Here is an 18,953-nt window from a genome sequence, read left to right on the forward strand (position 1 = left end):
CGGGACTGCTCAGCGCTGCGGGTAGTGCCGCTCGCCCTCGCCCACGTAGAGCTGGCGCGGGCGGCCGATCTTGGTCTCCGGGTCCTCGATCATCTCCCGCCACTGGGCGATCCAGCCGGGCAGCCGGCCGATCGCGAAGAGGACGGTGAACATCTTCTCGGGGAAGCCCATCGCCTTGTAGATGAGGCCCGTGTAGAAGTCGACGTTCGGGTAGAGCTTGCGCTCCACGAAGTAGTCGTCGGCGAGGGCCTTCTCCTCGAGCCGCATGGCGATCTCGAGCTGCTGGTCGTTGCCGCCCAGCTTCTCGAGGATCTCGTGGGCGTAGTCCTTGACGATGCGGGCCCGGGGGTCGTAGTTCTTGTAGACCCGGTGGCCGAAGCCCATGAGCCGGGCGCCGGACTCCTTGTTCTTGACCTGCTCCATGAAGTCCTCGGGCGTCACGCCCTGCGTCTCGATCCGGTTGAGCATCGCGAGCACGGCCTCGTTGGCGCCGCCGTGCAGCGGGCCGTAGAGGGCGTTGATGCCCGCGGAGACCGAGGCGAACATGTTGGCGTGGGAGGAGCCCACGAGCCGGACGGTGGAGGTGGAGCAGTTCTGCTCGTGGTCCGCGTGCAGCATCAGCAGCACGTCCAGGGCCTTCGCCATGGCCGGGTCGATCTCGTAGTCCTCGGCGGGCACGCCGAAGCACATGCGCAGGAAGTTCTCCGTGTAGTTGAGGTCGTTCTGCGGGTAGAGCATCGGCTCGCCCTTGGACTTCTTGTAGGCGTAGGCGGCCAGGGTGGGCACCTTCGCGAGCAGCCGGATGGTGGAGATCTCCACCTGCTCCTGGTCGAACGGGTCGAGGGAGTCCCCGTAGAACGTGGACAGCGCCGAGACGGCCGAGGACAGCACGGGCATCGGGTGGGCGTTGCGCGGGAACCCGTTGAAGAAGCTCTTGAGGTCCTCGTGGACCATGGTGTGCCGGCGGATCCGGGTGTCGAAGTCCTCGAGCTCGGACGGCGAGGGCAGCTCGCCGTAGATGAGCAGGTAGGCGGTCTCGATGAAGCTGGAGTGCTGGGCGAGCTCCTCGATCGGGTAGCCCCGGTACCGGAGGATGCCGTTGTTGCCGTCGATGTAGGTGATGGCGGAGCGCGCGTTCGCCGTGTTCATGAACCCGGGGTCGAAGGCGACGTTGCCGGTCTCCTTGAGCATGTTCGTGATCGCGTAGCCGCGGTTGCCCTCGGTGGCGTCCTGGAGGGGCAGCTCGAGGGGGCTTCCGTTCCCGTAGTCGAGCCGGGCCGTCCCGGTCTTCTGTGCAGACTCAGTCATGTTCGTCCTCCGCGAGTGGATGTCGGTGTCCGGTGCCCGTGGTCGCCGCGCCGGGCGCCACCGTCGGCGCAGCACGGCCGTGTCCCGGGACACAGCGATCGTCAGGGTCCAACCTACCTGCTCCGTCCGCGCCGCGACCAATCCCGGCGGCGCCGGGGACCGTGTCAGGCGCGGCCGAGCCGCTCCACGGCGGCGTCGATGCGCTCGTCGGTGGCGGTCAGGGCGAGACGCACGTACCCCTCGCCGGCCGTGCCGTAGAACACCCCCGGGCCCACCACGACGCCCCGCTCCGCGAAGCGCTGCACCGTGGTCCAGGTGTCCTCCCCCGCCGTGCACCACAGGTAGAGCCCGGCCTCGGAGTGCTGGACCCGCAGCCCGAAGGCCTCGGCCGCGGGGACGAGCCGCTCGCGGCGGGACCGGTAGAGCGCCTTCTGGGCGGTGACGTGGGCGTCGTCGCCCAGGGCGGCCCGCATGGCCTCCTGGATCGGGGCGGGCACGATCATCCCGGCGTGCTTGCGGGAGTTGACGAGGCTCGCCATGAGCCGGGGGTCGCCGGCGAGGAACGCGGCCCGGTAGCCGGCGGCGTTGGACTGCTTCGACAGGGAGTACGCGGACAGCAGCAGGGAGTGGTCCCCGCCGCTGACCCGGGGGTCGAGCACCGACGGGACCGGGGCGCCGCCCTGCTGGACGTCCCAGGCGCCCCAGCCGAGCTCGGCGTAGCACTCGTCGGAGGCGACCACGGCCCCGAGGGCGCGGGCCTGGTCGACCACCCGCCGCAGCGACGCCGCGTCCCGGACGATGCCGGTGGGGTTGGCGGGCGAGTTCAGCCACACCATGCGCACGCGGGAGCGCACGTCGTCGTCGAGCTCGTCGAGGTCGTCCGCGGCCACGGCCTCGGCGCCCGCCAGCTGGGCCCCGATGTCGTAGGTCGGGTAGGCGACCGTGGGCCGCACGACGACGTCGCCGGGGCGCAGGCCGAGCAGCAGCGGCAGCCAGGCGACCAGCTCCTTGGAGCCGACCGTGGGCATGACCGCGGCGGGGTCCAGGCCGGTCACGCCGCGGCGCCGCGCGTACCAGGCGACGACGGCCTCGCGCAGGGCGGGGGTGCCGTGGGTGGTCGGGTAGCCGTGGGCGTCGGCGGCGGCGGCCAGCGCGTCCTGGACGACCAGGGGCGTGGGGTCCACGGGCGTGCCGATGGACAGGTCCACGACCCCACCGGGGTGCTCCGCGGCGACAGCCCGGTACGGGGCCATCGTGTCCCACGGGTAGTCGGGCAGGGCGAGGCCGAAGGAACGGTCCCCCTGCGTCACAGGGCGACGTCCTGGTTCTGCGGGGGCAGCGCCGCGATCATGGGGTGGTCCGTGTGCGTGTTGCCGAGCTTCGCGGCGCCACCGGGCGAGCCGAGGTCGTCGAAGAACTCGACGTTCGCCTTGTAGTAGTCGGCCCACTCCTCGGGGGTGTCGTCCTCGTAGTAGATGGCCTCGACGGGGCACACCGGTTCGCACGCACCGCAGTCCACGCACTCGTCGGGGTGGATGTAGAGCGAGCGCTCCCCCTCGTAGATGCAGTCGACGGGGCACTCCTCGACGCAGGCCTTGTCCTTCACGTCGACACAGGGCTGGGCGATGACGTAGGTCACGGCGGTTTGAACCTTTCTCCTGGGATTGCTTCGACCAGTCTAGCCACGGTGCCCTGGCTAGGATGACAGCCATGGAGCATCCGACATCCGGCTCAACATCGCCGTCCGGGACGTCATCTTCGGCGCTGGGCCTGCTCACCGGCCTGCCGGCTGGTACGCGCGTGAGCGTGCGCTACGCCCTGCCGGCCGACGACGCCTCCGGGCTGCCGCTCACCGACGCGCTGGGCGAGCTGCTGGCCGCCGACGAGGAGTCCGTCACGGTGCGGACCCGCCGGGGGGACGTGCTGATCGGCGCCGGCGGGATCCGGGCCGTCCGGGTGGTCCCGCCCGCGCCGCCGCGGCGCCGGCCCCGGGGGGCCTGAGCACCGGGCTCCGCCCAGGCGGGCGCCGGGGGGGCTCAGCCCGCGCCGGTCCTGCGCCGCCGGGCGCGCAGCCACCGGGCCGTGACGAGCACGGACAGCAGGGTCGTCGCGAAGACCAGCCCGAACCAGGCCAGCCCCAGGATCCCCACGGGCGTGCCGGGGTCCGTCACGACGATCACGGAACCGTCCCCGCCGTAGGCGAAGAGCCAGGAGACGAGGTAGCCGGTCAGCCCCGGCACGGCGGCGGCCCACACGCGGCGGGTCGCGGTGCCGACCCACAGGGACACGCTGAGCAGCAGGGCGGTCGCGAAGAGCAGCCCCCACGGGAGCCACCACCCGGCGGGCGCGTACCAGACGGCGCTGTGCAGCACCGTGGCCACGGACGCCGCCACGGCCCCGGCCGCGACGGACGTCACGAGGGCCGAGAGCACGGAGGCCCGGGCGCGACCGGGCGTCTCCTCCTCCGCGGCGACCGCGTCCGGGTCCCCGGCGAGCAGCCGGTAGGTCTCGAGGGCGCTGAAGGGCTGCCACACCCCGTTCGAGAGGGCGAAGCGCGAGCCGTCCCCGGAGAGCACCAGCTGGGTGGCGTGGGCGGCCATGGCGTCCCGCTTGCGCGCGGCGGAGCCGTGCACCGCGGCCTGCGGCCGCGGGTCCTCGGACCGCGCCTCGCCCTCGACGGCCCACACGAGGGGGGTGCGCCAGGGGTCGACGGGCTCCCCGTCGGCGTCCGCGCCCGGACGGGCGGCCAGCTCGGCGCCGCGCACCGCGACGGCGGAGGTGCGGACGTGGTCGGGGTGGCCGTAGCCGCCGTCGTCGTCGTAGGTGACGAGCACGTGCGGGCGCACGGCCCGGACCGCGGCGGCGACGTGGGCGGCGGCCTCCTCGGCCGCGGCCGCGGTGAGGCTGTGCGGCGAGGAGTCCTCGGCGGGGGCGGCCCGCCCGTCCGGGCCCCAGGACATGCCGGAGTCGTGGTAGTGGCCCGTGCCGCCGGCGAAGCCCACGGCGGGGTCGAGGGCGGGGGGCTCCCCCGCGAAGAAGCGCTCGGCCACGCCCAGGCGGGCCGCGGCGTCGTCGAGCTCGCCGACCCGGTGGCGGCCCAGGGCCGTGCCGTCGTCGGTGCACCCCGGCCGGCCGACCTCGAGGGCGTGCAGCGGCTCGGGGATGACCTCGCCGCGCTCGCCGCGGGTCATGGTGAGCAGCACGACCCGCGCGCCGAGCTCCGCGTAGCGGCCCATGGTGGCGCCGGTGGCGATGGACTCGTCGTCGGGGTGGGCGTGCACGAACAGGAGCCGGGCGTCCTCCGGGCGCAGGCCCGGGGGCAGCAGCCCCGGCAGGGCGTCCTCGCGCACGAGGACGCCCTGCTCGGGGTAGTACGGGACGGGCTGGGTCACGGCCGGGCCTGCTGCGCGGTGCTGCTGCGGTCCGGGGTCAGGCGCGGGCCCGGGCCCGGTGCGCCTTCATCCGCTCGTTGGCGTCGAGGATCACCTTGCGGATGCGGATGGCGTCCGGGGTGACCTCCACGCACTCGTCCTCGCGGGCGAACTCGAGGGACTCCTCGAGGGTCAGCTTGCGCGGGGGCGTGAGGTTCTCGAAGGTGTCGGAGGAGGCCGCACGCATGTTGGTGAGCTTCTTCTCCTTCGTGATGTTCACGTCCATGTCGTCGGCACGGGAGTTCTCGCCCACGATCATGCCCTGGTAGACCTCGGAGGTGGGCTCCACGAAGAAGGACCCGCGCTCCTGCAGGTTGATCATGGCGAACGGGGTGACCACGCCGGCGCGGTCGGCGATCATCGAGCCGTTGGTGCGGTACTCGATGTCCCCGGCCCACGGCTCGTAGCCGTCGGCGTAGGAGGACGCGATGCCGGCGCCGCGGGTCTCGGTGAGGAACCGGGTGCGGAAGCCGATCAGCCCGCGGGCGGGGACCTTGAACTCCATCCGCACCCAGCCGGTGCCGTGGTTGGCCATGGCCTCCATGCGGCCCTTGCGCCCGGCCATCAGCTGGGTCACGGCGCCGAGGAACTCGTCGGGGACGTCGATCGTCATGTGCTCGTAGGGCTCGTGCACCTTGCCGTCGACGGTCTTGGTCACGACCTGGGGCTTGCCCGCGGTCAGCTCGAAGCCCTCGCGGCGCATCTGCTCCACCAGGATCGCCAGGGCCAGCTCGCCGCGGCCCTGGACCTCCCAGGCGTCGGGGCGCTGGGTGGGGAGCACCTTGAGCGAGACGTTGCCGACGAGCTCCTTGTCGAGGCGGTCCTTGACCTGGCGGGCCGTGACCTTGGTGCCCTTGGTGCGGCCGGCCAGCGGGGAGGTGTTGATGCCGATGGTCATGGAGATCGCGGGGTCGTCCACCGTGATCAGGGGCAGCGGCTGCGGGTTCTCCGGGTCGGTGAGGGTCTCGCCGATGGTGATGTCCTCGATCCCGGCCACGGCCACGATCTCGCCGGGGCCGGCGGAGTCGGCCGGGACGCGGTCCAGGCCCTTGGTGGCCAGCAGCTCGGAGATCCGCACGTTCTTGAGCTCGCCGTTGGCGCGCGCCCAGGCCACGGTCTGGCCCTTCTTGAGGGTGCCGTTGAAGATGCGCAGCAGGGCGAGACGGCCCAGGAACGGGGAGGCGTCCAGGTTGGTCACGTGCGCCTGGAGCACGCCCTCGGGGTCGTAGGAGGGCGCGGGGACGTGCTTGATGATGGTCGCGAACAGCGGCTCGAGGTCCTCGTTGTCCGGCAGGCCGCCGTTCTCGGGCTGCGTCAGGGAGGCCCGGCCGTCACGGCCCGCGGCGTAGACCACGGGCACGTCCAGGACGGCGTCCAGGTCCAGGTCCGGCTCGTCCTCGGAGATGTCCGAGGCCAGGCCCAGCAGCAGGTCCATGGACTCGTGCACGACCTCCTCGATCCGGGCGTCCGGGCGGTCGACCTTGTTGACCACGAGGATCACGGGCAGCTTGGCCTCGAGGGCCTTGCGCAGCACGAAGCGGGTCTGCGGCAGCGGGCCCTCGGAGGCGTCCACGAGCAGCACGACGCCGTCGACCATGGACAGGCCGCGCTCGACCTCGCCGCCGAAGTCGGCGTGGCCGGGGGTGTCGATGACGTTGATGGTGATGGTCTCCCCCTCGGCGGAGGGACCGTCGTAGAACACCGTGGTGTTCTTGGCGAGGATCGTGATCCCCTTCTCGCGCTCCAGGTCACCGGAGTCCATCACGCGCTCCTCGACCTCACCGTGGGCGGAGAACGCGTGCGTCTGCTGGAGCATCGCGTCCACGATGGTGGTCTTGCCGTGGTCGACGTGGGCCACGATGGCCACGTTGCGGAGGTCGGCGCGCTGGGCGGTGGTGGAGGTGACAGGCATACGCGTGGGTCTCTCTTCGGGTGGAGATGCGGGGGGAGGTGCAGCCCTCCCGATGGGTGCGGCCGGGGCGCCGCCGCGCACCCGGAGGGACCCGGGCGGGAGCGCCCGCTCAGCGGGCCGTAGACCATTCTACCCCGCGGCGCCGCCCGGGCGGCACCCCGGGCGGCTGTGACCCCGCCGACTCCCCCGTCCGCCCGTCCGGCGCGGCGCCTCGTCCCCGTCCCGGGGCGGGCGCCGATCCGTCCGGGGACGTGGAGCGCGCCGGGGGTCCGGTCAGGCCCGGTGCTCCAGCGCCGCCCGGACCGTGGCGGGGGAAGGGTTCGTGTGCGGGACGCCGTCGACGACGACGGTCGGCACCGTCGCGTCGCCCCCGTTGACCGAGCGCACGTAGGCGGCGGCGTCCGGGTCCGCCCAGATGTCCACCCAGCGGGCGCGCCTGGCGCGGGAGCCCAGGGACGCACGCAGGCGCAGGCAGTAACCGCAGCCGGGGCGGTAGTAGACGGTCACCGCGTCCGGGGCGGCGCCCCGGCGCGGGAAGACCAGCGGGGAGCACAGCGCGACGGCCACGGCGCCGGCGAGCACGGCGATCGTCGCCTCGCCGAGCTCGCCGCGCCCGAGCCGGACGGCGGCGGCGGCGCCGGTCGCGAGCACGACGAGCGCCGCGAGCCACCAGCTGCGCACGGGGCGTCCGGTCACCAGGAGGGCAGCACCGGCAGCGGGCCGTCGGCCTCGACGTTCTCGCCGTCGCCGCGGGCCAGCCACTCGAGCAGGCCCTCCCGGTCGGACTCGACGCGCAGGGCGCCGTCGCCGATCACCCACTCGTCGCGCTCCTCCGTCACCAGCGTCATGCCGGGGGCGCCCTTGGCGCGCATGGTGCGCACGGCGGCCTCGAGGGCGTTGAGCAGCGAGTCGGGGTCGGCCTCCTCGATGGTCCAGGCGGTGTCGAGGTCGTGGTGGTGGACGACGACCTCGGCGATGCGCAGCGCCACGATCGAGGTAGCGGGGATCACCTTGCCGTGCAGGTGCACCTCCTCGACCGCGAGCTCACCGGTCAGCCGCTGGGCCTGCTCGGCGAAGTAGGCGGCCGACTCGCGCGCCTTCTCGACCAGCTCCTGGCGGGGCAGGGCGGCCAGCTCGGCGATGTCCTGGTTCCGGGCCTCCATCGAGGCGTAGGGGGCCTGCTCCTGCCCGGTCACGGCCCAGTCGACGAGCTTGACGAGGGCGCGCCCGTTGGAGGCGAGGTGGGCGACGACGTCGGCGCGGCGCCATCCCTCGCACTGCGAGGGGGCGGCCAGCTCGTCGTCGGACAGGGACGCGGTGGTGGCCAGGAACATCTCGGTCTCGCGGCCGAGGCGGGAGAGGTCCGAGTGCAGGCGGGCGGGGTTGATCATGGCCTCACCCTATCGAGCGCCGGGTGAGCCGGACCACCTCCCGGGCCCCCGGACCCATACCGGCTTCGTCTCGGCTCAGAGCGCCGGCAGCCGCGCGAAGGCCCGCTCGGCGGCCGTGCGGCGGGCCGCCGAGAGCTCCTCGAACGGGTCGAGCACGAGCTCGGCTCCACCGGCGCGGCGCACGCGCCCCCAGGTCCCCACGATCCGCCCGCCCGCCACGAGGGTGGGCTTGAAGACCCCGTTGCCGCCGGGGACGATCCGCGCCGCGTGGGCCGGGGCCAGCACGTGGGAGCGGTCCCCGTAGCCCAGGACGTACTCGTCGAAGGGCGGCAGCAGGAAGACCCCGGCGGCGCGGCGCCCGCCGGGTGCGGGGCCCTCGAGCACCTCGGTGGCGCACCACAGCTCGCGGCCGGCGCGGTCGTGCACCGCCACGACACCGTCGGCCCCCGCCAGCGCGGCGCGCACCGCGGAGCGCGGCAGGGCCGCCCACCGGGCGGCGTCCGCGACGGAGGCCGGGCCGTGGCCGCGCAGGTACCGGCGCACCCAGCGGGCGACGACGGGCGGGGTGCCGCCGGCGGCCGCCCCGGGCACGGCCGCCTCCTCCCCCGCGGCGGGGACCCAGTCCGCGACGGCCACCACGAGCTGGTCCCGGGCGTCCGCGGTCAGCGGGCCCAGGCACAGGGTCGCGTCCAGGTGCAGGGCGAGCATCAGGTGGTAGGCCCGGCCCGGCTCGCCGAGCAGCCCGGCCTCCTCCCACGCGGCGTGCAGGCGCTCGCGGGGCTGCGGGCCGCGGCGCAGCGCGGCGAGGGCGGTCTCCCGGGCCGCGTCCAGCCGCTCGTCGATGCCCAGGGCCCGGCGCCGGGCGGCCGTCGCGGCGACGGTGCGGGGACCCAGGACCGCCAGCCACGCGCGCAGGTCCTCGGCGGGCACCAGGTGCAGGGTCCCGCGCATGGGCCACGTGCGCACGATCCGGCCGTCCTCGAAGGCCTGCCGCAGACCGCCGGAGCCGCCGGCCCGCCGCAGGGCCACCGACACCAGGGCGCCGGGCAGGTCCTGGGCCTGGACGGCGCCCAGGGCGCGCACCACGTCCTCGGGCGCCACGTCCTGCGGGCGCACGAGCCCGTGGGCCGCGAGCCGGGCGAGGCCGATCTCGCGGTCCGTCAGGACGGCCGGGGAGCTCACTGCAGGGCCCGTCCCCGCTGCTCCGGCAGGGCGAACGCGGAGAGGGCGGCCACGAGGAAGGCGGCGCCGAAGACCACGAAGACGGTGACCACGTCGTAGCGCTCCCCGCCGAGCGCGAGCAGCGCCGGCACGGCCAGCGGGGCCAGGATCGAGGCGACGCGGCCGAACGCCGCCGCCGCCCCGGTCCCCGTCCCGCGCAGCGCGGTGGGGTACATCTCCGGGCCGATCGCGTACAGGGCCCCCCACGCGCCCAGGTTGAAGAAGGACAGCGCCATGCCGGAGCCGATCACCTGCCACGGGAGCACGATGCTACCCATGGAGACGATGCCGAAGAGCAGGGCGCTCACCGCGGAGCCCCCGAGGAACACGGCCAGCGTGATCCGGCGGCCCCAGACCTCGATGAGCCAGGCGGCCGCGGCGTAGCCGGGCAGCTGGGCGAGCGTGATGACCAGGACGTAGCCGAAGGAGGTCGTCAGCGTGAGGCCCTGCTGGAGCAGCAGCGTGGGCAGCCAGGTGAACGCCCCGTAGTAGGCGAAGTTGATGCAGAACCAGACGGTCCACAGCGCCGCCGTGCGCCGCCGCAGGGACGGGGCCCAGATCCCGCTCGCGTCCTCCCCCGGGCGCGGGCCGGCCGCCTCGGCCGCCCGGGCCTGCTCGGGGGTCTCGGCCCGGGAGCGACCCAGCGGCCGCGCCCGCTCGAACCGGCGCACCGCGGCCTCGGCCTCGTCCGTCCGGCCCCGGTGCTCGAGGAAGCGCACGGACTCCGGCAGGGCCCGGCGCACGACCACGGCGTAGAGGGCCGGCACGAGCCCGACGACGAGCGCCCATCGCCAGCCGTCCGGGGAGGACGGCACCACGAAGTAGCCCACGAGGGCGGCGAGGATCCAGCCGACGGCCCAGAAGGACTCGAGGACCACCACCACGCGGCCGCGGATCCGCCGGGGCGCGTACTCGGAGACGAGGGTGGAGGCGACGGGCAGCTCGGCGCCGAGGCCGAGGCCCACCACGAACCGCAGGATCACGAGCGCGGCGAGGGACCCGACGAGCGCGGACGCGCCGGTGGCCGTGCCGTAGACCAGCAGGGTCAGGGCGAAGACCTGGCGCCGGCCGAGCCGGTCGGCCAGGAGCCCGCCGAGGCTGGCGCCCACGGCCATCCCCACGAAGCCGATCGAGGCGAGCAGGGACAGCTCCCCGGAGCCCAGGCCCCACTCCTGGGCGAGCGCGGCCATCACGAACGAGATCAGGCCCACGTCCATGGCGTCCAGGGCCCAGCCGACGCCGGAGCCGACGAGGAGCTTCCGGTGCTCGGTGGTGAACGGCAGCCGGTCCAGCCGCTGGGAGCGCGTCGGGGCGGACGCGGCGGCGCCGGGCCGCTGGCTCTCGTGCATGCTCCGGTCCTTCCCTCGCTGCGCTGTGCTGCGACCACTGTAGGCGCTCGGGGCCGCGCCGGTCCCCGGGGGCCCCCGCCCTAGACTGGAGGGGTCACACCACCGGCCGGCGAGGGAGCTGACTGTGTCCACGGTTGCCATCTATCTCGTCGTCGCCTTCGGGGCCGGTGCCCTGGCCGTCCTCGCGCGGCTGCCGCCCCTGATCGGGTTCCTCGCGGCCGGCTTCGTGCTCAACGGCCTGGGCGTGGAGCGGCTCCCCGCCCTCGACCAGCTGGCCGACGTCGGCGTGACCCTCATGCTGTTCGGCATCGGTCTCAAGCTCGACGCCCGGTCGTTGCTGCGCCGGGAGGTCTGGGGGACGGCCGGGATCCACCTGGTCCTGAGCACGGCGCTCGGGGCGGGGCTCCTGGGCCTGCTGATGCTGGTGGGGCTGCAGCTGCCGGGCGAGAACCTCCGCGCGCTGCTGCTGGCCGGGTTCGCCCTGTCCTTCTCGAGCACGGTCCTGGTGTTCAAGGTCCTCGAGGAGCGCAGCGAGACGACGTCGCTCTACGGGCGCGTGGCGATCGGCATCCTCATCATCCAGGACGTCGCCGCCGTAGCGTTCATCACCGTCACGAGCGAGCACCCGCCGAGCCCGTGGGCCCTGGCCCTGGTGCTGCTGCTGCCGGCGGCGTGGGTGTTCCGCCGGATCTGGGACGGCATCGGCCACGGGGAGCTGCAGGCACTGTTCGGCGTCGCCATGGCTCTGGTCCCCGGCTACATCGCCTTCTCGGCCGTGGGCCTGAAGGGGGATCTCGGGGCGCTGCTCGTCGGCATGCTCCTGGCCTCGCACGCCAACGCGGGCGAGCTGTCCCGCACCCTGTTCACGCTCAAGGACCTCCTGCTGGTGGCGTTCTTCGTCTCGATCGGCTTCCACGGGATGCCGACCCTCGAGATGCTCGCCATGAGCGTGCTGCTGCTGGGCCTCCTGCCGGTCCAGGCGATGCTGTTCGTGCTGCTGCTGTGGCTGTTCGGGCTGCGCCGCCGCACGTCGCTGCGAACGGGCCTCGCGCTGGGCAACCACTCGGAGTTCGCCCTCATCGTGGGGGCCATCGGCGTCTCGGCCGGGATGTTCGACGACGACTGGCTGGTGATGCTCTCCGTGGCGGTCGCCCTGAGCTTCGTGATCTCGGCCCTGGTCAACCGGCGCGGCTCCTCCCTGACCAGCGCCCTCGCCCGGCGGCTCCCGGAGCACCCGGACGACCGGCTGCACCCGGAGGACCGTCCCATCGACATCAGCCACGCCACGGTGCTCGTGCTCGGCATGGGCCGGGTGGGGCAGGCGGCCTACCGGGAGCTCTCCGAGGAGCACGGCTTCTCCGTGGTGGGCATCGAGAACGCCACGGACCGCGTGGAGCGGCTGCGGGCGCAGGGGATCGACGTCCAGGAGGCCGATGCGACCGACCAGGAGTTCTGGGAGCGGGTGATCGCGACCGGCCACGTGCGGATCGCGGTGCTGGCGATGCCCTTCCACGGCTCCAACCTCGTGGCCCTGCGCCAGCTCACGGAGTCCGGGTTCACGGGAGCCGTGGCGGCCGTGGCGCAGTACGACGACGAGGTGCAGGAGCTGCGCGGGCACGGGGTGCGCACGGTCTTCAACCTCTACAGCGGCGCCGGGATCGCCCTGGCGGCGGAGACCGTCGAGGCCCTCGGCCACCGGGCCGACTGACGGCTCGGGCGCCCCGGGACCCGGCCCGCCGCGGTCCGCCCCGCCAGGATCCGCGCCAGCAGCTTGCGCAGCTCCTCGGCCCACAGCACGAGGGAGGCCGCGCCGACGGCCACCGCCCACTGCCGGGCGTCCAGGGCCGCGGTGCCGAACGCGGTCTGCAGCACGGGGACGTGCACCACGAGCACCTGCAGCACCGCGGCGAGGCCCAGCGCGCCCCACAGCCAGGGGTTGACGAACATCCGGTGGAAGGCGCTGGAGCGCTCGGAGCGGGAGTTCAGGGCGTTGAACAGCTGGGCGAGCACCAGCGTCGTGAACCCGGCCGTGCGGGCCTCCTCGAGGGAGCCGGTGCCCGGCACGAGCCCGCCGGGCAGGAACACGTCGACGCTCAGCAGCGACGAGCCGGCCATCACGAGCCCGACCAGCACGACCCGCACCCACAGGCCGGCGTCGAGGATGCGGTCCCCGGGCCGGCGCGGCGGGCGGGCCATGACGTCGTCGATCTCGGGGTCCACCCCCATGGCGAGCGCGGGCCCGGAGTCGGTGACGAGGTTGATCCACAGGATCTGGGTGGCCAGCAGGGGCAGGGCGATCCCGCCGTCCCCGGCCGCAGTGAGGCCCAGCGCCCCGGCGAGCAGGACGCCGAGGAGCACGGTGGCGACCTCCCCCATGTTGGAGGACAGCAGGTAGCGCAGGAACTTCTGGATGTTGTCGAAGATGACCCGCCCCTGGCGGACGGCCGCCACGATGGTGGCGAAGTCGTCGTCGCCCAGGATCATCCGCCCGGCCTCCTTGGTGACCTCCGTGCCGGTGCGGCCCATGGCCACCCCGATGTCCGCGGCCTTCAGGGCGGGGGCGTCGTTGACCCCGTCCCCGGTCATCGCCACCACGTGGCCCAGGGCCTGCAGGGCGTCCACGATGCGCAGCTTGTGCCCGGGGGCCACCCGGGCGAACACCGACACGTCACGCACCGCGTCCCGGAACTGCTCGTCGGTGAGCCCGTCCAGCTGCAGGCCGGTGAGGGCGGGGGCGCCCGGCGGCACGATGCCGAGGTCCGCGGCGATCCGCGCGGCCGTCACGGGGTGGTCGCCCGTGATCATGATCGTGCGCACACCGGCGGACCGGGCCTGGGCGACGGCCGCCGCGGCCTCCTCGCGCGGCGGGTCCAGGACGCCCACCACGCCGAGCCAGACCAGGTCCCGCTCCGCGGCCTCGCCCGGCGCGTCCGTCTCGTGCTCGGGCACCCGCCGCCCGGCGACGGCCAGGGTGCGGTAGGCCTGCCCGGAGAGCTCCTCCACCGCCGCGGCGGCCGCCCGCCGCCGCGCCGGGTCGAAGGGTTCGGCGGCCTCCCCCACGCGCACCGCCGAGCAGCGCTCCAGCAGGACGTCGGGGGCGCCCTTGGTGAACAGGTACCGCTCGCCGGTGGCGGTCTCCACCTCCAGGGCGGACATCAGCCGCCGCTCGGACGTGAAGGGCACCTCGTGGGCGCGGGCGAAGTCGCCGGCCCGGTCCGCGGCTCAGGCCAGCTTGTGCGCCGCGGTGAGGAAGGCGGCCTCGGTGGGGTCCCCCTGCACCGACCACACCCCGTCCTCGCGGCGCAGCTGCGCGTTGTTGGCCCGGGCCCCGGCCACCAGCACGCCGCGCGCCTCCTGCAGGACCTGCCCGGCGGGAGCACGGGCGTCCACGACGGCGGCTCGGCCCTCCGGGGCGTAGCCGGAGCCGGAGAGCTCCACCGTCCCGGAGGGGGTGACGATCCGCCGGAGGGTCATCTCGTTGCGGGTCAGCGTGCCGGTCTTGTCCGCGCAGATCACCGAGGCCGCCCCGAGCGTCTCGACCGAGTGCAGGTCCTTGACCACGGCGTTGCGGCGCGCCATCGCCCGCACCCCGATCGCCAGGACCAGGGACAGGATGGCGGGCAGCCCCTCCGGGACGGCCGCGACGGCCAGGGAGACCCCGAGCAGCAGGACCGTCACCAGCTCCTGCACCCCCTCCACCCCGTGGACCAGGACGACCGCGAGCATCACCACGACGGCGACGGCCACGACGATCCGCCCCAGCGACCGGGACACGGCCGCGACCTCCCGCTGCAGCGGGGACGGGTCGGCCTGCGTGCGGTCCAGCATCCGGGCGACCGCCCCCATCTGGGTGTCCATGCCCGTGGCCACGACCACGGCGCGGCCGACCCCCTGGGCCACCGCCGTGCCCCGGTAGACCATGTTCCGCCGGTCGCCCAGCGGCACCGGGCCCGGCAGGACGGCCGGGTCCTTCAGCTCGGCCTCGGACTCCCCCGTGAGCGACGCCTCCTGCACGCGCAGGGCCGTGGCCCGGAGCAGCCGGGCGTCCGCGCCCACGGCATCCCCCTCGGACAGGACCAGGACGTCCCCGGGCACCAGCTGGGCCGAGGGCACGGTGGTGAGCCGGGCGTCACGCAGCACGGTCGAGTTCGCGGCCGTGAGCACCGCCAGGGCCGCCACGGCGTCCTCGGCGCGCACCTCCTGGACCCGGCCCAGCACCGCGTTGGCGACCACGACGAGCAGGATGACGATCGCGTCCACCGGCAGTCCCACGGCGCCCTCGGCCGCCCAGGCCGCCGTGGAGACCACGATCGCGACCAGGAGCAGGCGGATGAGCGGGTCGCGGAACTGCGCCAGGAGCCTGCGCCAGCCCGGGACGGGCGGGGCCGAGCGCAGTTCGTTGGGCCCGTGCCGCTCCAGGCGCCGGCGGGCCTCGGGCGAGCTCAGCCCGCGGTCGGCCTGCACGCCGAGCTCGGCGAGCAGCTCCCCGGGCTCGCGCAGGGAGGGATCCGGCGGCACGGTCTCGGCGCTCACGCCCTCATTGTCCGTCCGGCCCCGGGGCTCCGCACCGTGTGACGGGCCGGCCCCGGACCCGGCGCATCGCACCGCCGGGCCGCGTCCGGTCCGCGCGCACGGAGCCCCGGCGGCGAGCGCGGCCGGGGCGGCCTCACGGGGATCGCATATTTCCATTTGCAACACCTTGTCTTCGAGTCCCGAACCCAATGTGTGCCAGGTCACTGTTGTGGTACCTTCATCGCGTTCGCACAAATGTTCCTCGGCGGTAACCCCCGTGGTTTCCCAGGCTCCGAGTGCGGAAATCGAAACCATCGCATGGCCGGCCCGCACGCCGGCCGACCGGGAAATCGGAGACAGCCCATGTCCACATCCCCCTGCACCCGACGCATCACCCTGGCGCTCGCCGCCACGGCCGCGGCCGTGACGCTCACCGCCTGCGGCGGCGACAGCGGCTCCGAGGGCGCGACCGCAGCCGGCGGCGACGTCGACTGCTCCGCGTTCGAGCAGTACGGCGACCTCAGCGGCAAGAGCGTGAGCGTCTACACCTCGATCGTGGCGCCCGAGGACCAGTCCCACATCGACTCCTACGCGCCGTTCGAGGAGTGCACCGGCGCGGACATCGTCTACGAGGGCTCCCGCGAGTTCGAGGCGCAGCTGCTCGTGCGCCTGCAGTCCGGCAGCGCGCCCGACGTCGCGTTCGTCCCGCAGCCGGGCCTGATCCGGACCATCGCCGAGGACCACCCGGACGTCATCCAGCCGGTCGGCGAGGACGCCGCGGCCAACGTCGACGAGTACTACGATCCCTCCTGGAAGGAGTACGGCACGGTCGACGGCACCTTCTACGGCACCCCCCTCGGGGCGAACGCCAAGTCCTTCGTCTGGTACTCGCCCTCCATGTTCGAGGAGGCCGGCTACGAGGTGCCCCAGACCTGGGACGAGCTCATGGAGCTCTCGGACACGATCGCCGGGACCGGGGCCAAGCCGTGGTGCGCGGGCATCGAGTCCGGCGACGCCACCGGCTGGCCGGCCACCGACTGGCTCGAGGACACCATGCTGCGCACCGCCGGGCCCGAGGCCTACGACCAGTGGGTCAACCACGAGATCCCCTTCGACGACCCGCAGGTCGTCGAAGCCCTGGACGCGGCCGGGGCGATCCTCAAGGACGACAAGATGGTCAACGGCGGCCTGGGCGACGTGCGCTCCATCGCCACCACGGCCTTCGGCGACGCCGGCCTGCCGATCCTCGACGGGTCCTGCTGGATGCACCGCCAGGCGTCCTTCTACCAGGCCAACTGGCCCGAGGGCACCAACGTGGCCGAGGACGGCGACGTCTTCGCGTTCTACCTGCCCGGCAAGTCCGAGGACGAGAAGCCGATCCTGGGCGGCGGCGAGTTCACCGTCGCCTTCGCCGACCGGCCCGAGGTCCAGGCCTTCCAGGCCTACCTGACCAGCCCGGAGTGGTCCAACGCCAAGGCCCAGGCCACCGAGTTCGGCTGGATCTCCGCCAACTCCGGCCTGGACCCGGAGAACCTGAAGTCCCCGATCGACAAGCTGGCCTACGAGCAGCTGACCGACGAGAACGCGGTGTTCCGCTTCGACGGCTCGGACCTCATGCCTGCGGCGGTCGGCGCCGGGTCCTTCTGGAACGGCATGACCGACTGGATCTCCCTCGGCGAGGACAGCGAGACCGTCCTGGCCGACATCGAGAAGAGCTGGCCGTCCGAGTGACCGCAGGCCGTCCGTGACGCACCGGCGGGCGGGCCGGGTCCCCGCGACCCGGCCCGCCCGCCCCGTGCCGCCGGACGGACCCGCGGCGCCGACGACGGCCGCCGGAACCGAGCCCTGAGGAGCTCTTCGTGGACCTTTTGCTGAACGCCGACACGACGGCGGAGAAACTGATCGTCATGTGCGTGGCGATCCTGCTGTTCGTGGGGGTCACGGCCGCCGTGCTGTGGCTCGTCGACCGGCCCTCCCTGCCCCGCTGGGTGCCCCTGGTGGGCTTCCTCGGCCCCGCCGTGGCCCTGCTGGTCTTCGGGCTGCTGTACCCGGCCGCCCGCACCGTGCTCGGCTCCTTCCAGGCCCGGGACCGGCAGACCTGGGTGGGGCTGGACAACTACCGCACCATCCTGACCGAGGACGGGTTCCAGGTCGTCCTGCTCAACACCGCCCTGTGGGTGCTGCTCGTGCCCACCGTGGCCACGGCCGTGGGGCTGGTGTACGCGGTGCTCGTGGACCGGACCCGCTTCGAGAAGCTCGCCAAGACGCTGATCTTCCTGCCCATGGCGATCTCGCTGGTGGGCGCGTCGATCATCTGGAAGTTCGTCTACGAGTTCAAGCCGGACCAGCCCGGCGTCCGGCAGACGGGCCTGCTCAACCAGCTGCTGGTGTGGCTGGGCGTGCCGCCCCAGCAGTTCCTGCTGGACCCGCCCTGGAACACCTTCTTCCTGATCGCCGTGATGATCTGGATCCAGACCGGCTTCGCGATGACCGTGCTCTCGGCGGCCATCAAGGCCATCCCGGACGACATCATGGAGGCCGCGCGGCTCGACGGCGCCGGGGCCTGGCGCATGTTTGCCTCCGTCACCGTGCCCTCGATCCGCCCGGCGATCGTCGTGGTGATCACCACGATCGCGATGGGCACCCTGAAGGTCTTCGACATCGTCCGCACCATGACCGGCGGCAACTTCGGCACCTCGATCGTGGCCAACGAGTTCTACACGCAGAGCTTCCCGCTCGGGCAGCCGGGCATCGGCGCGGCGCTGGCCGTGGCGCTGTTCGTGCTGGTCATCCCGATCGTGCTCTACAACATCCGGCAGATGAAGCTTTCCGAGGAGCAGCGATGACCACCGCCGCCAACATCCCGCCCGCCTCGCCCGAGGACCTCGTCGAGGACGGCCGCCCGGAGCGCAGCGGTCCCGCCGGGACCACCGTGGCCCCGGGGCGGCGCCGCGGCCTCGGGGAGCGGGCCGCACGGGCGAGGACGAAGCTCAGCTCGCCGTGGGCCTCCCTCGCCGCGGTCCTCATCGCGGTGCTGTGGACGACCCCCACGCTGGGCCTGCTGATCACCTCCTTCCGCCCGGAGCTGGACATCCGCCGCTCTGGCTGGTGGACGTTCTTCGCGGACCCGTCCGTGACCCTGGCCAACTACGAGGAGGTCATCACCGGGTCCGCGACCTCGAGCTTCGCGGCGTTCTTCGTCAACTCCGTGGTGATCACGGTGCCCGCGGTGGTCATCCCGATCACGCTGGCGCTGCTGGCCGCCTACGCGTTCGCGTGGATCGACTTCCGCGGCCGCTCCTGGCTGTTCGTGGCCGTGTTCGCCCTGCAGATCGTGCCGATCCAGATCACCCTGATCCCGCTGCTGACCCAGTACAACCAGTGGGGCCTGTCCGGGTCCTTCTGGGCGGTGTGGCTCTCGCACACGATCTTCGCCCTGCCGCTGGCGATCTTCCTGCTGCACAACTTCATGATGGACATCCCCCGGACCCTCATCGAGGCCGCGCGGATGGACGGCGCCGGGCACGTGACCATCTTCTTCCGGGTGCTGCTGCCCCTGCTGGTCCCGGCGATCGCGTCCTTCGCGATCTTCCAGTTCCTGTGGGTGTGGAACGACCTGCTCGTGGGCCTGACCTTCGGCTCCAACCTCAACGTGGCGCCCCTGACGGTGCGGCTCGGGGAGCTGGCCGGCACGCGCGGCTCGGAGTGGCACCTGCTCTCCGCCGGGGCCTTCGTGTCCATGGTCGTGCCGATGATCGTGTTCCTGGCCCTGCAGCGCTACTTCGTCCGCGGGCTGCTGGCCGGTGGCGTGAAGGGCTGAGCGCCCGCC

General features: G+C 73.5%; 16 protein-coding genes. 5 read left to right on the forward strand and 11 right to left on the reverse strand.

The genetic code is table 11. The annotated features are described in order from the left end of the window. Window positions 1–9 precede the first annotated feature (9 nt). The 3 genes from E7Z53_RS17775 to fdxA form a co-directional block, all read right to left on the reverse strand. On the reverse strand, window positions 10–1,308 hold the full coding sequence (locus E7Z53_RS17775) for a citrate synthase (protein ID WP_176338469.1): 1,299 nt from the start codon (window positions 1,306–1,308) through the stop codon (window positions 10–12). A 164-nt stretch (window positions 1,309–1,472) separates the two neighbouring features. Further along, window positions 1,473–2,618 (reverse strand): succinyldiaminopimelate transaminase, encoded by a 1,146-nt coding sequence (gene dapC, locus E7Z53_RS17780; RefSeq protein WP_109244303.1) that lies wholly within the window; start codon window positions 2,616–2,618, stop codon window positions 1,473–1,475. After that, on the reverse strand, window positions 2,615–2,947 hold the full coding sequence (gene fdxA, locus E7Z53_RS17785; protein WP_017833401.1) for a ferredoxin: 333 nt from the start codon (window positions 2,945–2,947) through the stop codon (window positions 2,615–2,617). The genes dapC and fdxA overlap by 4 nt, the downstream gene beginning before the upstream one ends. A 71-nt stretch (window positions 2,948–3,018) precedes the next feature. Between fdxA and E7Z53_RS20515 the strand changes: the two genes are divergently transcribed. Then, window positions 3,019–3,309 carry a putative acetyltransferase gene (locus E7Z53_RS20515; RefSeq protein ID WP_241482874.1) on the forward strand — a complete coding sequence of 97 codons (291 nt, stop codon included), beginning with the start codon at window positions 3,019–3,021 and terminating at the stop codon, window positions 3,307–3,309. Between the two features lie 35 nt (window positions 3,310–3,344). Here the strand turns inward: E7Z53_RS20515 and E7Z53_RS17795 are convergent, their stop codons facing one another. The 6 genes from E7Z53_RS17795 to E7Z53_RS17820 form a co-directional block, all read right to left on the reverse strand. Next, on the reverse strand, window positions 3,345–4,700 hold the full coding sequence (locus tag E7Z53_RS17795) for a PIG-L family deacetylase (RefSeq protein ID WP_369598019.1): 1,356 nt from the start codon (window positions 4,698–4,700) through the stop codon (window positions 3,345–3,347). 37 nt (window positions 4,701–4,737) lie between these two features. Beyond that, complete coding sequence (gene typA, locus E7Z53_RS17800; protein ID WP_017833398.1) at window positions 4,738–6,651, reverse strand: translational GTPase TypA; 1,914 nt, start codon at window positions 6,649–6,651, stop codon at window positions 4,738–4,740. A 273-nt stretch (window positions 6,652–6,924) separates the two neighbouring features. Continuing rightward, window positions 6,925–7,347, reverse strand: a complete 423-nt coding sequence (locus E7Z53_RS20900) for a glutaredoxin domain-containing protein (RefSeq protein WP_229588697.1) — start codon at window positions 7,345–7,347, stop codon at window positions 6,925–6,927. Beyond that, entirely contained in the window at window positions 7,344–8,042 is a 699-nt protein-coding gene (locus E7Z53_RS17810) for a maleylpyruvate isomerase family mycothiol-dependent enzyme (RefSeq protein ID WP_176338470.1), read from the reverse strand. Before E7Z53_RS17810 ends, E7Z53_RS20900 begins: the two co-directional genes overlap by 4 nt. Before the next feature lie 75 nt (window positions 8,043–8,117). After that, window positions 8,118–9,224, reverse strand: a complete 1,107-nt coding sequence (locus E7Z53_RS17815) for a winged helix DNA-binding domain-containing protein (RefSeq protein ID WP_035927425.1) — start codon at window positions 9,222–9,224, stop codon at window positions 8,118–8,120. After that, entirely contained in the window at window positions 9,221–10,612 is a 1,392-nt protein-coding gene (locus E7Z53_RS17820) for an MFS transporter (RefSeq protein ID WP_052132969.1), read from the reverse strand. The genes E7Z53_RS17815 and E7Z53_RS17820 overlap by 4 nt, the downstream gene beginning before the upstream one ends. Before the next feature lie 124 nt (window positions 10,613–10,736). Here E7Z53_RS17820 and E7Z53_RS20670 point away from each other — a divergent pair, with 124 nt between their 5' ends. Then, window positions 10,737–12,320 (forward strand): cation:proton antiporter domain-containing protein, encoded by a 1,584-nt coding sequence (locus E7Z53_RS20670; protein WP_176338471.1) that lies wholly within the window; start codon window positions 10,737–10,739, stop codon window positions 12,318–12,320. Here E7Z53_RS20670 and E7Z53_RS20905 read toward each other — a convergent pair. Together E7Z53_RS20905 and E7Z53_RS20915 are read right to left on the reverse strand one after the other, a co-directional pair. Further along, window positions 12,254–13,768: a cation-translocating P-type ATPase gene (locus E7Z53_RS20905; protein ID WP_440941490.1), complete on the reverse strand. Its 1,515-nt coding sequence runs from the start codon at window positions 13,766–13,768 to the stop codon at window positions 12,254–12,256. The genes E7Z53_RS20670 and E7Z53_RS20905 overlap by 67 nt on opposite strands. 66 nt (window positions 13,769–13,834) lie before the next feature. Continuing rightward, window positions 13,835–15,145, reverse strand: coding sequence for an HAD-IC family P-type ATPase (locus E7Z53_RS20915; protein ID WP_369598020.1), 1,311 nt, complete (start codon window positions 15,143–15,145; stop codon window positions 13,835–13,837). Window positions 15,146–15,487: 342 nt separating this feature from the next. On the opposite strand from E7Z53_RS20915, the gene E7Z53_RS17835 reads away from it, so the two are divergent. The 3 genes from E7Z53_RS17835 to E7Z53_RS17845 all read left to right on the forward strand — a co-directional run bounded on the left by E7Z53_RS17835 (window position 15,488) and on the right by E7Z53_RS17845 (window position 18,944). After that, window positions 15,488–16,855 (forward strand): ABC transporter substrate-binding protein, encoded by a 1,368-nt coding sequence (locus E7Z53_RS17835; protein WP_176338472.1) that lies wholly within the window; start codon window positions 15,488–15,490, stop codon window positions 16,853–16,855. 128 nt (window positions 16,856–16,983) lie between these two features. Further along, a complete protein-coding gene (locus E7Z53_RS17840) occupies window positions 16,984–17,970 on the forward strand; it encodes a carbohydrate ABC transporter permease (RefSeq protein ID WP_176338473.1) in 987 nt (328 codons plus the stop codon). Beyond that, complete coding sequence (locus E7Z53_RS17845) at window positions 17,967–18,944, forward strand: carbohydrate ABC transporter permease (protein ID WP_081994430.1); 978 nt, start codon at window positions 17,967–17,969, stop codon at window positions 18,942–18,944. The genes E7Z53_RS17840 and E7Z53_RS17845 overlap by 4 nt, the downstream gene beginning before the upstream one ends. Window positions 18,945–18,953 lie beyond the last annotated feature (9 nt).

The organism is Kocuria salina, assembly GCF_013368965.1.
GTDB classification, from domain to species: Bacteria; Actinomycetota; Actinomycetes; order Actinomycetales; family Micrococcaceae; genus Kocuria; species Kocuria rosea.

Excerpts from the sequence above, each read along its gene's own strand:
- E7Z53_RS17775 (WP_176338469.1), bottom strand. The coding sequence starts at position 1,308 with ATGACTGAGTCTGCACAGAAGACCGGGACGGCCCGGCTCGACTACGGG.
- E7Z53_RS20515 (WP_241482874.1), top strand. The coding sequence starts at position 3,019 with ATGGAGCATCCGACATCCGGCTCAACATCGCCGTCCGGGACGTCATCT.
- typA (WP_017833398.1), bottom strand. The coding sequence starts at position 6,651 with ATGCCTGTCACCTCCACCACCGCCCAGCGCGCCGACCTCCGCAACGTG.
- E7Z53_RS17810 (WP_176338470.1), bottom strand. The coding sequence starts at position 8,042 with ATGATCAACCCCGCCCGCCTGCACTCGGACCTCTCCCGCCTCGGCCGC.
- E7Z53_RS17820 (WP_052132969.1), bottom strand. The coding sequence starts at position 10,612 with ATGCACGAGAGCCAGCGGCCCGGCGCCGCCGCGTCCGCCCCGACGCGC.
- E7Z53_RS20905 (WP_440941490.1), bottom strand. The coding sequence starts at position 13,768 with ATGTCCGCCCTGGAGGTGGAGACCGCCACCGGCGAGCGGTACCTGTTC.
- E7Z53_RS17835 (WP_176338472.1), top strand. The coding sequence starts at position 15,488 with ATGTCCACATCCCCCTGCACCCGACGCATCACCCTGGCGCTCGCCGCC.
- E7Z53_RS17845 (WP_081994430.1), top strand. The coding sequence starts at position 17,967 with ATGACCACCGCCGCCAACATCCCGCCCGCCTCGCCCGAGGACCTCGTC.